This is a genomic window from Streptococcus cristatus (assembly GCF_019685515.1).
Taxonomy (GTDB): Bacteria; Bacillota; Bacilli; order Lactobacillales; family Streptococcaceae; genus Streptococcus.
Map to the genome: position 1 here is coordinate 1,533,458 of NZ_JABFFN010000001.1, position 12,373 is coordinate 1,545,830.

12 protein-coding genes are annotated in these 12,373 nt (G+C 40.2%); 4 read left to right on the forward strand and 8 right to left on the reverse strand.

Translation table 11 applies throughout. The annotated features are described in order from the left end of the window. Nucleotides 1-31 precede the first annotated feature (31 nt). A complete protein-coding gene (locus tag FOA33_RS07495; RefSeq protein ID WP_033606304.1) occupies nt 32-328 on the reverse strand; it encodes an enterocin immunity protein in 297 nt (98 codons plus the stop codon). A gap of 18 nt (nt 329-346) precedes the next feature. Further along, nucleotides 347-1,411 carry a glutamyl aminopeptidase gene (gene pepA / locus FOA33_RS07500; protein ID WP_221161159.1) on the reverse strand — a complete coding sequence of 355 codons (1,065 nt, stop codon included), beginning with the start codon at nt 1,409-1,411 and terminating at the stop codon, nt 347-349. 233 nt (nt 1,412-1,644) lie between these two features. Between pepA and FOA33_RS07505 the strand changes: the two genes are divergently transcribed. The 4 genes from FOA33_RS07505 to FOA33_RS07520 all read left to right on the forward strand — a co-directional run bounded on the left by FOA33_RS07505 (nt 1,645) and on the right by FOA33_RS07520 (nt 5,368). After that, nucleotides 1,645-2,604 (forward strand): ABC transporter permease, encoded by a 960-nt coding sequence (locus FOA33_RS07505; protein WP_221161160.1) that lies wholly within the window; start codon nt 1,645-1,647, stop codon nt 2,602-2,604. Beyond that, nucleotides 2,594-3,550, forward strand: a complete 957-nt coding sequence (locus FOA33_RS07510; RefSeq protein ID WP_221161161.1) for an iron chelate uptake ABC transporter family permease subunit — start codon at nt 2,594-2,596, stop codon at nt 3,548-3,550. Before FOA33_RS07505 ends, FOA33_RS07510 begins: the two co-directional genes overlap by 11 nt. Further along, nucleotides 3,547-4,299, forward strand: coding sequence for an iron ABC transporter ATP-binding protein (locus tag FOA33_RS07515; RefSeq protein WP_221161162.1), 753 nt, complete (start codon nt 3,547-3,549; stop codon nt 4,297-4,299). The genes FOA33_RS07510 and FOA33_RS07515 overlap by 4 nt, the downstream gene beginning before the upstream one ends. A gap of 97 nt (nt 4,300-4,396) precedes the next feature. Next, nucleotides 4,397-5,368 (forward strand): siderophore ABC transporter substrate-binding protein, encoded by a 972-nt coding sequence (locus FOA33_RS07520; protein WP_221161163.1) that lies wholly within the window; start codon nt 4,397-4,399, stop codon nt 5,366-5,368. Nucleotides 5,369-5,523: 155 nt separating this feature from the next. On the opposite strand, the gene FOA33_RS07525 is transcribed toward FOA33_RS07520, so the two are convergent. The 6 genes from FOA33_RS07525 to scpB form a co-directional block, all read right to left on the reverse strand. Continuing rightward, entirely contained in the window at nt 5,524-6,381 is an 858-nt protein-coding gene (locus tag FOA33_RS07525) for a class C sortase (RefSeq protein WP_084852205.1), read from the reverse strand. 70 nt (nt 6,382-6,451) lie between these two features. Further along, nucleotides 6,452-7,915: an isopeptide-forming domain-containing fimbrial protein gene (locus FOA33_RS07530; protein WP_221161164.1), complete on the reverse strand. Its 1,464-nt coding sequence runs from the start codon at nt 7,913-7,915 to the stop codon at nt 6,452-6,454. A gap of 53 nt (nt 7,916-7,968) precedes the next feature. Further along, complete coding sequence (locus FOA33_RS07535) at nt 7,969-10,692, reverse strand: Sgo0707 family adhesin (protein ID WP_221161165.1); 2,724 nt, start codon at nt 10,690-10,692, stop codon at nt 7,969-7,971. Nucleotides 10,693-10,845: 153 nt separating this feature from the next. Next, on the reverse strand, nt 10,846-11,085 hold the full coding sequence (gene yidD, locus FOA33_RS07540; protein WP_000821621.1) for a membrane protein insertion efficiency factor YidD: 240 nt from the start codon (nt 11,083-11,085) through the stop codon (nt 10,846-10,848). Then, nucleotides 11,085-11,807, reverse strand: a complete 723-nt coding sequence (locus FOA33_RS07545; protein ID WP_221161166.1) for a pseudouridine synthase — start codon at nt 11,805-11,807, stop codon at nt 11,085-11,087. The genes yidD and FOA33_RS07545 overlap by 1 nt, the downstream gene beginning before the upstream one ends. Next, the gene (gene scpB / locus FOA33_RS07550) at nt 11,794-12,363 is read right to left on the reverse strand and encodes an SMC-Scp complex subunit ScpB (RefSeq protein ID WP_139690281.1); all 570 of its coding nucleotides are present in this window, start codon (nt 12,361-12,363) and stop codon (nt 11,794-11,796) included. The genes FOA33_RS07545 and scpB overlap by 14 nt, the downstream gene beginning before the upstream one ends. Nucleotides 12,364-12,373 lie beyond the last annotated feature (10 nt).

Sequence of the window (12,373 nt, forward strand, 5' to 3'; positions counted from 1 at the left end):
CATATAAAAAATGCTTTGATTCTCAATGGAATCAAAGCATTTTAAAGAGTTCACCAAACATAATAGCAGAAACCGCGGTTCCTCTGTACTTAGCTTCTTCTCTTTTGATAAAGCGAGCCAAGTTGATCAACTCAGGTGCTGGGTGTTTGGGATTGATGAGCAATTCACGGGTGACCAGTCCTGAGAGACGGACTGCTAGTAATTGCTCATTTGTAGTAGGTAGTTTTTTAGCAGTCTCTAGGAGAGCAGCAACTAAATCTTCACTCAAACCCTGACGGGCATGGTTGTAGAGGTCTTTTATAAGGCTTTCTAGGTTTGGTTCTACCATCCGGCACCTCCCTTATGTTTAATAATGTTTAATCAAATCAACCGTTGAACGATCCAATTTTTTCACCAAAGCTTGCAAGAAAGCTTGGGCTTCTAAGAAGTCATCCATCGCGTAGAGAGTTTGGTGAGAATGGATATAACGAGCGCAGACACCTATAGTTGTGGATGGGACACCACCATTTTTCAGATGAGCTGCCCCAGCGTCCGTTCCACCTTTTCCACAGTAATATTGATACTTGATGCCAGCTTCTTCGGCCGTTGTCAAAAGGAAATCCTTCATGCCTGGGAGAAGCAAGTGACCTGGATCATAGAAACGAATCAAGGTGCCATCCCCAATCTTGCCTTGGCCACCGTAGACATCACCAGCAGGTGAACAGTCAACTGCTAGGAAGACTTCTGGGTCAAACTTAGTTGTAGAAGTATGAGCGCCACGAAGACCAACCTCTTCTTGGACGTTCGAGCCAAGATAGAGTTCATTTCCGAGTTTTTGACCTGAAAGGGCTTGAGCTAACTCGCTCACCATGAGAACACCGTAGCGGTTGTCCCAAGCTTTAGAAATGATATTTTTTTCATTGGCTGTTAGGATTGCACTACTATCTGGAACGATAGTGTCTCCAGGACGGACTCCAAAGCTTTCTGCCTCAGCCTTGTCTGCAAACCCACCATCAAAAATGATATCCGAAATAGCTGGCATGGTTGGTCCACCTGTTCCACGTGTCAAATGTGGAGGGACAGAACCTGAAATCACAGGAATTTCACGACCGTCACGAGTAAAGAGTTTGAAGCGTTGGCTGCTGACTACCATTGGATTCCAGCCACCGATTTCAACGACACGGAAGGTACCATCTGGCTTAATCTCGCTGACCATAAAACCAACTTCGTCCATATGAGAAGCGACCAAAACACGGGGCGCATCGGCAGCTTCTGAATGTTTGATACCAAAAATACCACCTAATCCATCTGTCACTACTTCATCCACGTGCGGTGTCAACTTCTCACGAAGATAAGTCCGGACAGGCGCTTCATGACCTGAGATCGCAGCAAGCTCTGTTACTTCTTTGATTTTTGAAAATAATGTTGTCATATCAGTTCCTTCTTTCTGTCCTCCATTTTACCACTTTTTATAGGAGAAGGATAGTGGGAAATTGGATTAGTTTTTACTAGTTTATCCTATATAAGAGAGGGGCAGATGTAATTTCAGAAATTTTTCTTTCTTTTTACATTAAATTGTCAGAAAATTTATTGACAGATTAAAGAAATCGTGTTACATTATCTCCAAGGGTATTTTTATAGCAAATCTACATGAAAGGACGGGGCATGAAACTTTCTCATATTTTAACAGGCTTACTTCTACTCCTGGTCTTTCTCTCCATTACCATTGGAACCAGTGATTTTTCTTGGGAAAAATTCTTTGCTTTTGACCAACAGACTTGGCTTCTCTTTCAAGAGTCGCGTCTTCCAAGAACCATCAGTATTCTGCTTGCAGCCTCTAGTATGAGCATGGCAGGACTCCTCATGCAGACCATCACTCAAAATCAGTTTGCTGCACCAAGCACAGTCGGAACGACCGAAGCCGCCAAACTGGGAATGGTGTTGAGCCTCTTTGTCTTTCCATCTGCGAGTCTGACCCAAAAGATGCTCTTTGCTTTTGGCTCATCCATCTTATTTACTCTCTTCTTCCTGGCCTTTATGACTATTTTTTCTATAAAAGAAAGGTGGATGTTGCCCTTGATCGGGATCATCTATAGTGGGATTATCGGTTCTATCACAGAAGTTATCGCCTATCGTTTCAATCTGGTTCAGAGTATGACTACTTGGACCCAAGGCTCCTTCTCCATGATTCAGACTCATCAGTATGAGTGGCTCTTCTTAGGCCTCATTATCCTGATAGCCGTTTGGAAATTATCCCAAACCTTTACCATCATGAATCTAGGAAAAGAAACCAGTGAGAGTTTGGGAATTTCCTACTCCCTACTTGAAAAACTTGCCCTCTTTCTGGTGGCGCTAACGACAAGCGTCACCATGATTACCGTGGGTGCCTTGCCTTTTCTCGGGGTTATCGTTCCCAATCTTGTCCGTAAGCGCTATGGAGATAATTTGAGTCAAACCAAACTCATCGTCGCACTGGTCGGAGCCAATCTGGTTCTGACCTGCGACATCCTCTCTCGAGTCTTGATTCGGCCCTATGAGCTGTCTGTCAGTCTCCTACTAGGAATCATCGGTAGTCTCGTCTTTATCCTACTTCTCTGGAGAGGGGGACAAAAGGATGAAGTTTAAAAGCAAACATACCAGGCTCTTCTGCCTTCTCATTATTCTGGCCATCGGAGTTTGTCTCCTCTACTTTTGGCCTATTAGTCACCTATCTGTCTTTGCTTGGAAACTGCGTTCCCAAAAAATCATCGTTTATCTCTTGGTAGCCATCGCGACAGGGATTTCGACCATTAGTTTTCAAACCCTGACGGAAAATCGCTTTCTGACGCCAAGTATTTTGGGAATCGAATCCTTCTATGTCTTGCTACAGACCCTGCTGCTGGTTTTTGAAAGCAAATTTCTACAGCTTGGAAAGTCTCCAATCTTAGAATTTCTAATCTTGCTTCTGCTTCAATCCCTCTTTTTCCTCGCCTTACAAGGCTACTTGAAAACGCTGATGAAGCAAGATCTGGTCTTCATTCTGCTAATCTGCCTAGCCCTCGGAAGTCTCTTTCGAAATATCAGTACCTTCCTCCAAGTTCTGATGGATCCAAATGAATACGATAAACTGCAGAACAGTCTCTTTGCCTCCTTTCAGCATCTCAACACTTCCATCCTAGCCATCGGTTCACTAATCATCCTCGCCTTAGCAATCTTTTTCTTTCGAAAAGCTGTTGTTCTGGATGTCTTGCACCTGCAAAGAGAAACGGCTCAGATACTGGGACTGGATGTTGAAAAAGAACAGAGAGAGCTCCTCTGGGGCATCGTGCTCTTGACCTCAACAGCTACTGCCTTGGTAGGGCCTATGGCCTTCTTCGGCTTTATGCTGGCCAATCTCACTTACCTGATTGTCAAAGATTATCGGCACAAGTTACTCTTTATCGTGGCTATTCTGATTGGATTTATCAGTTTGACCTTGGGGCAAGCCCTCATCGAACGAGTCTTTGCGCTGGAAATTCGCATCAGCATGATCATCGAGAGTGTGGGTGGTTTCTTATTCTTTATCTTACTTTATAGGAGGGCGCGTCGGTGAAACTGGAAAACATTGACAAATCCATTCAAAAACAGGATATTTTGCAAGGCATTTCGCTTGAAGTCAGTCCTCAGAAACTGACAGCCTTCATTGGTCCAAATGGTGCTGGAAAATCAACTCTCCTCTCCATTATGAGCAGACTGACCAAGAAAGATCAGGGGGTTCTCAGTATTAAAGGTCGTGAAATTGAGAGCTGGAATTCGCAAGAACTGGCCCAAGAGCTGACCATCCTAAAGCAGAAAATCAATTACCAAGCCAAATTGACTGTAGAAGAACTGGTCAGTTTTGGACGTTTTCCCTACAGCCGTGGACGACTGAAGGCAGAAGACTGGGAAAAGATCCGAGAAACTCTGGACTATCTGGAACTGACCAACTTAAAAGACCGCTACATCGATAGTCTGTCTGGTGGACAGCTGCAACGTGTCTTTATCGCCATGGTACTAGCCCAGGATACAGACTTTATCTTGCTAGACGAACCGCTCAACAATCTCGATATTAAGCAAAGTGTCAGCATGATGCAGATTCTCAAGCGACTGGTGGAGGAACTAGGCAAGACCATTATCATCGTCCTCCACGATATCAACATGGCCAGTCAGTATGCGGATGAAATTGTTGCCTTTAAAGACGGCCAAGTCTTTTGCAAGGGAACGACTACTCAAATCATGCAGGCTGACCTGCTCAGTCAACTCTATGAGATTCCCATCACGCTGGCGGATATCAATGGCAAAAAGATCTGTATCTATAGCTAACTATTCTGAACTCATGTTAGAGAACCCTCTGTCTCTTAGCTAACAAGCCTATCTAAGAGACCCCTACATCGTTATCACATTTTAAAAAGGAGAAATCATGAAAACATCCCTTAAACTTTATCTCACTGCCCTAGCGGCCAGCTTCTTGCTTCTACTTGGTGCATGTAGTACAAATACAAACTCAAGCACTAACCAGACAGATACAAGTAGCTCTGCTCCAACAGAGATAACCATTAAAAGTTCACTAGACGAGGTCAAACTTTCAAAGGTTCCTGAAAAAATCGTTGTCTTCGACCTCGGTGCTGCGGATACCATTCGCGCTTTAGGTTTTGAAAAGAATATCGTTGGAATGCCTACAAAAACTGTTCCGACTTACCTAAAAGATCTTGCAGGAAATGTCAACAATGTGGGTTCCATGGTTGAGCCAGACCTAGAAGCTATTGCTGCTCTTGAACCAGATCTAATTATAGCTTCTCCACGTACCCAAAAATTCGTAGACAAGTTCAAAGAAATTGCTCCAACTGTTCTCTTCCAAGCAAGTAAGGACGACTACTGGACTTCTACCAAGGCCAACATCGAATCCTTAGCAAGCGCCTTTGGTGAAACTGGTACACAGAAAGCCAAGGAAGAATTATCCAACCTAGACAAGAGCATCCAAGAAGTCGCAACTAAAAACGAAAGTTCTGACAAAAAAGCCCTTGCTATCCTCCTCAATGAAGGAAAAATGGCTGCCTTTGGTGCCCAATCTCGTTTCTCTTTCTTGTACCAAACCTTGAAATTCAAGCCAACTGATACTCAATTTGAAGACTCACGCCACGGACAAGAAGTCAGCTTTGAAAGTGTCAAAGAAATCAATCCTGACATCCTCTTTGTCATCAACCGTACCCTTGCCATAGGCGGTGACAACTCAAGCAACGACGGCGTCCTAGAAAATGCCCTTATCGCTGAAACTCCTGCCGCTAAAAACGGTAAAATTATCCAACTAACACCAGACCTCTGGTATCTAAGTGGTGGCGGACTTGAATCAACTAAACTCATGATTGAAGACGCTCAAAAAGCGTTGAAATAAGCAAGAAAACCCAACATCAAATGATGTTGGGTTTATTTTTCTTCTTGATTTCATTTGAGGGAAAAGTGGTCTGGGACGGGGTCTTCTCCTATTAGGAACCAAAAGAAAATTCCTTATAAAAACAGTATAGTTATCTCTAATTGTAGTTTTGAAAATTAGCGTCTCCCTCTTTTTGATCGTCTATAAGTCTGCTGATATTTCTTTTTCCTATAATAGATAAATATTAAAGCAAAGGCAAAGATGATTAGCATTATAGTTAGAGAAATACGTATAAACGAAGAGTCTGCTACTGAATCTTTTGATTCACTCAGTCCCTCTTTAAATACCCTATGTCCTCTAACCAATAAACGATGAGTATTAACACCATAAGGAGTACATGTAACCAGAGTACAATAATCTTTTTGAGGATCTATTTGTAGAGCAGATAAATCTTCAGGAAGTACCGTTAAACTCTGATCCACTTCATAAATTAGAGTTTTATCTAAAATATGAATCATAAACGTATCTCCATTTTCCAGCTCATTTAAATTTGTAAATAGTTTTGCCGAAGGGAGACCACGATGTCCCGAAATAACAGAATGTGTTCCCACCCCTCCAATAGGAAGGGATGTCCCCGCAATGTGTCCAATTGCTATCTCCAACACAGCTTCATCAGTACCATGGTAAATTGGGAGCTTGGTGTTTAATTTTGGTATTTCCACATAAGCCATGATTCCAGTACCAGTAATATCCAATGTTGTGTTGTACCTTTCCTCCTCATCTTTGGTAAGATTGAGGTGAGGATTGACACCGATAGGTAACTGCTTATTGTACAGTTCCGCTTCAGACAGTTGTTTATCTTTTTCTTGTTGATTTATTATTTCTACATCACGCTTATAGGATGCGATGGCTTCCGACTGGTGATAAGAATTCCAAATATCACTAAATGTTGGATATAATATTAACGATAAACCACTTAATAAAAGGACAATCAACAAAATAGTAACAAATTGCCTCTTAATAAAAGAAATCATACCGGACACCTCACCCCCTTTTAATCAAATGAAGGAGATAGATATTATAAACTATCTCCTTTTTATAATCTTAATTATTTGTTTTCTTTCTTACAGCTAGTAAAATTCCTGCTCCAATCACTAAGAGTGAACCCATAACATACAGCATTGTTGTTCCAACACTACCTGTTGAAGGAAGAATTGAACCTTTCTTATTGACAACTGTAGTAGTTAATGACCCATCGGCAATATTAGAAGTAAACACCAGTTTATTAGTAGACGTTGACGTCGCCTCTAATGTATTTAAAATTGGGTTATCAGACGCTTTATCTACATCAGCAGAAATTGTAAACTCTACGTCTGCAATTGTATTATAACCAGCAGGTGTAACCGTCTCAGAAAGTTTATAATCGCCAACATTAAGACCTTTAAATGTAAAAGTCGTAGTTTCGCCGGCTGTTATCTCTTCTACTTTATTGTAGACTCCAGTAGAATCTTTTTTATAAAGTGTGAAACCTGCTCCTTTAAGAGGAGTTCTTGAATCTTGACCCACTTTATTTACAATGACTTGATAAGTAAAGACAACAACTTTATCCTTTGGTGTCACTCCCTTACTTCCACCACCTGTACTATTTGGATTGTTTGAATAGGTTAAGCTAGCTGTATTTGAATTTCCTGTTGATCCAATTACTGCACTTTCATTAAGTTTCGCTGTATAGCGCACAACAATCTTTGAATCTTTTGTAATATTTACTGTTTGACCGCGATCATCTTCTGACACAGTTTTCAAGTCATTCACTACATAACTTGAACCATCCGCAGCAATTGTAAATTTGTTTGTTATTTCCTGCTCAGTAGAACCATTCACAACATAGACTTTCGCATCATTATTATAAGTTAAACCAGAAGACAATGAATCATTAAATGAAAGATAGTATTCTTTATAGGATTCATAATTGCTTGGCAATGTAGCTGTCAATTGATAAGGTATTGACTCTCCAATTGCATAACTAGCTGCATCACGATAATCATCTCCTGATTGAACTTTCTTTTCAATTTTGGGAACATCTGATTTCAATTTTGCTTGTGTATTCTTAACCACCTCTAGAATAAAGCGAGTATACGCATCATTAGTACCATTTTGCGTTCCTTCTTTATCTTTGATCAAGTAGTATCCTGCAGATAAACCTGAAATGATTGTTGTTGTCTCTGTACTTACTACTGTTGCAGAAGGGGTCTGCAGATATAATGCAACATCTTTAGCAAATTGCTTTGCTTCTGTCGCATCTGTAGCCTTCCCATCTAAACTCTCAGCTTTAGCCACGGCATCACCAAGGGCTGTTTGTCCAGCTGCACTGACACCCTTCCCCCATTTTATATTTGAAAGAGTACTATTCGATAAGTCCCCACTAAAGATTTGGTAAACTTCATAAGTATGACCTGTTGTTGTTCCATTTAAGGTCACCGTATAGGTATCACTAGCAAATACCTTATTGCTAACAATCATCATTAATACAGCTACAAAGCCTATTAATGCCCATTTTATTTTTTTCATGTTTATTCTCCTTGAAATAAATTATTTTATTTTTTATAAAGAACAGATCGTAATTAATATTTTCTTACGTGTTGCTTACGACGTAAAACTAAAAGAATAACTGAAACTACGATCATTATTCCTCCAACAATCATATATAACAATACTCCCTTACCTCCTGTTCCAGGCAAACCATATTCCTTTTGAACAGTATTTGTGATTGTTATATTTCCATTATTGTTAGCAGAGTATGTTGTATCATAACCCTTAACTACATCTTCACTAACAGTATAATCTATCTTTTTGTCATTACTTGTATATTCTGGTAAATTAGTAAATTCATGCATCCAATTTCCATTTGCATCAGCAACAATCGTCGCAGTTTGAATAACTTCACCATCTGCTAATAGGTTAACGACAATAGATTGTGGACGTTTTTTATATTTATCATTGTAATCATCCCACACTTTTGTCACTTTGACACTGGTTCTAGTTGGCGTTGAATTTTTCGTTGTATTGGTTTTAACTTCATTGTCTCCAGATGCTACTTGGGCTGTGTTCTCAATCAATTTATCATTAGCATCATCATTAACTTTCACTTTAAAGGACACCTTGAAGATTTCGCCGTTAGCAACATTCTTTGTCCAAGTAATCTTACCATTAGTGAATGTTCCCTCATTGTCTACCGAGTCTTCAATATAAGTGGTGTACTTAGGAATAGTATCTGTTATAGTAACATCACGTGACTCTCCAGTTGTGTTCTGGTAAGTTACTGTGTAAGTTAGAACCTGCCCCCACTGAACTTTTTCACCATCAATACTAATATTTGAATCATTTACAACATCTTTTTTAGGTTTTTTAGGCGTTGGATTATTAGTTGGATTGGTATCCACATCCATTAATCCATCACTCACATGCCCAGTGTTGATAATTTCCTCACCATCAACGTTCTCGTTTACTCTTACTTTAAATGTAACTACGAAGGTCTCATCCTTCAAAACTCTTTTTACCCAAGTAAGTTTACCATCAGCATATGCACCACTATTATCTGCAGAATTATCTACATAGGTTGTTAGCTTTGGAATAGTATCTGTTATAGTAACATCACGATCACTATCAGTTGTATTGGTATATTTTATAGTATAGGTTAAAACATCTCCCGGTTGGACGGTTTTACCATTAATCGTTGTACCTGAATCATTTTGAACATCTTTAACAGGTTTGGTATATTCTTCAATAACCCATTTCCCAATAAAATGAGCGTCTTTGTTATTGATAACCTCAGAATTTTTATCATATCCCTTAAAGACCCAATTACCTTCAGGAACGCTGACTTTTGTAATACCATTTTTGGGTTGATCCGGTGTCACGGTTGTTCCATTTGGAATATTTAATTGATCTGCTGGTAATAAATCTAGAACGGCTTGTGGTAAAGTTTTATCTGGTGTACCACTGATAAATTCATGCGTTTTCTTATATAAAACCTTTGTCGTAACAGTGTTTGAGTGAGACGGAACATTGTCTATCTCTTGAGTAACACGGTTCTCAATTTCTGTACCGTTTTGGAGAATTTTATCATTTGTTACCGTCTTATAGGTAATCGTATAATTCTGGCCACCATTGCCTCGTTTTAGATGTTTTTGATCAATAGTAACTGTCACCTTTTGTTTCTCAACCGTTACAGTATAATCCGTTCCTTCCGTTAAGGTCTGTCCTTCAAGCTGAACAGTCAGACTCTTATAGTCTAATCGTTCATCAAAAGTATCAATCATCTTCATGGAAGTTAGGTCATCGATAACATCCTTACCTGGAATCGGCATCTTGTATTTAGTTGTATACGTCAACTCCTGACCAACTACTGGTGTAATAGCGTTTTTATCTACTTCTTTTGTAGGCGGTGTAGAGGGCACCTCAGTGTAGAACCCAAAGAGTCCACCACACACAGCCGTTGTTCCATAAGAAAAGGACATTTTATTATCTACTGATCGAACTGCAAGACCCGTTATATTATGCTCATTCCAATCCCCACTTGTTCCAGCAGGGTTTGTAGGTAACCATGTTGTTTTATTCCCACTAGTAGACTCGTTAAGATTGTTGGCGTTATTCTCCACTATCTTATCAATCGTATTGTCAATATTATATAACGAGAATGACTCTTTTAGACCCCTACTAATAACATCAATATCAGAAGGGTTCATAACCATCTTTAAATCACAAGGCGTGCCATCCTGATATCTCAACTCAGCTGTTACATTAGCATCGAACCAATAAGTTTGATACATATCATGAGTGACGGTAGGATGAGAAGGATAGATATAATCCATTATTTGGATTGATTTCGTCCCCCAATTTTCGTCCACTGTTAAAAAAGGGACAACTGTTTTTGCGCTGTTATTATAATCATCATTTTTAGACGCAAGATGTGTTGTCACACTATTAACGGTGATATATACATCCACAACCTTATCATAAACTGTACCTGCATTAGTAAACTTCAGAGCAAGTGGTTCTGAAAAATCCTGATTTTCCTTTGTTTTATCTACCTTTAATGAAAATACTGTACTATTCTTCCAGTTACCATTAGCTGGCACAACATCCTTTACTACTGAGCCATTTTGACTCAAAATTTCCATATTTTCCTGTCTCAAAGCGAACTGATATAAATTGATATTAGATAAATCGATATCATTCCTACTCCTTGTTAGAGCAGACGAGCTCTCTAATGGAAATATTATACATAAAAGACTGATGATTGTAATAAAAAACAATACAGCTTTTTTGTACATTCTCTTCATCATAGTGTGGAATTCCTCCCTTTTTTATGTCCAAAAAATTTAGCTTATCCTTAAATATTTTACATTATTTCACTCTAAAAATCAATATAAGTAAAAAATTAAATTTATACATATATATTGAGATGTTTAAACAGAAAGGATGATGATTATACTGACTTACTCTTCTTGATTCCGTTTGAGGGAAAAGTGGTCTGGGACAGGATCTTTACCTATTTTCGACCAGGGGTGGCAACGTAAAATCCGAGCCAAGCCCATCAAAACACCCTTGAAACCATGTTTTTCAATAGCCTGAATCATGTAGTTGGAACAAGTAGGCTCAAAGCGACATGAGGGGGGAAAAGCTGGTGAGATAAAACGTTGGTAAAAGCGTACTGGCGCTATTAAGATTCGTTTCATTATTTCTTGGTTACAGCCATGGTGTGTAGTTGGCTGATTTCTTTTTTATTAAGACGACGGGCTTCGCCTGGACGAAGGCCTGTCAAGTCTAGGTGCCCGAAACGGGTCCGAGACAACTTATCCACTTGAAGACCGACGGCTTCAAACATCTTTTTAACCTGGTGATTGCGTCCCTCATGGATGGTCAACTGTACCACAGAGCGATTTTTAACTGGATCCACTTTGAGAATCTCATAGACAGCTGGCTTGGTTTTCTTGCCATCAATCTCAAGCCCACGGGTCAAGGGGCGGAGATTGTCCTTATTGGCCACACCTTTAACACGCGCGACATAGACCTTGTCAATCTCATTACGGGGGTGAATCATCTCATCTGTAAAGTCCCCATCATTGGTCAAAATCAAGACCCCTGATGTATCCCAGTCCAAACGACCTACAGGGTAGATGCGCTCTTTGACATTGGGCAAGAGGTCGACAACAGTCTTGCGGCCCTTGTCGTCTGTCACACTGGAAATCACTCCACGTGGTTTGTTAAGCAGATAGTAGACCTTTTCTTCATTGTAGATCTGCTGACCTTCAACTTCGACCTTGTCACCAGCCTTGATGGTCGTTGCGAGTTCACGTACCACTTGGCCATTAACCGTCACTAAGCCTTGCTTGATCAACTCTTCTGCTTTTCTCCTACTGGCCACACCTGCGTGGGCAATATATTTATTGATTCTCATCTTCTTCTATCCTTTCACCAAATAATTGGCTTTCTTGAGCCTGAATCTCAAGCTCATCAATCACTGGCAGTTCTTCCAAATGGTTAATTCCCATGTAATCTAGGAAATAATCCGTAGTCACATAGAGGTTGGGGCGACCCAACACTTCTTTTTTTCCGTCTTCTCGTATCAAATCAAATGCCTGCAACTTTGCCAAGGCCCCACTCGAGTTGACTCCACGGATAGCATCAATTTCTATCCGCGTAATGGGCTGCTTGTAGGCAATGATGGACAAGGTCTCAAGGGCAGCCCGAGATAAACTCTGGTTGATGGGAGCTTTGGAGTATTCCTTCAAAATCTCTGCAAATTGAGGTTTGGTCACCAATCTGTAAGCGCCACCTGTCTCAATCAGGGACAAACTCGACTCTTGGTCTTTTTCATACTTTTGGGCTAATTTTTCTAAACTCTGCTGGATGCCTGTCGGGGGAAGCGAGAGGAGTTCAGCCAACTGACGGACCCGAATCCCATCTTCACCTGCTACAAACAAGAGCGCTTCTATTTCTGCTAAAGTACTCATCTTTCCTCTC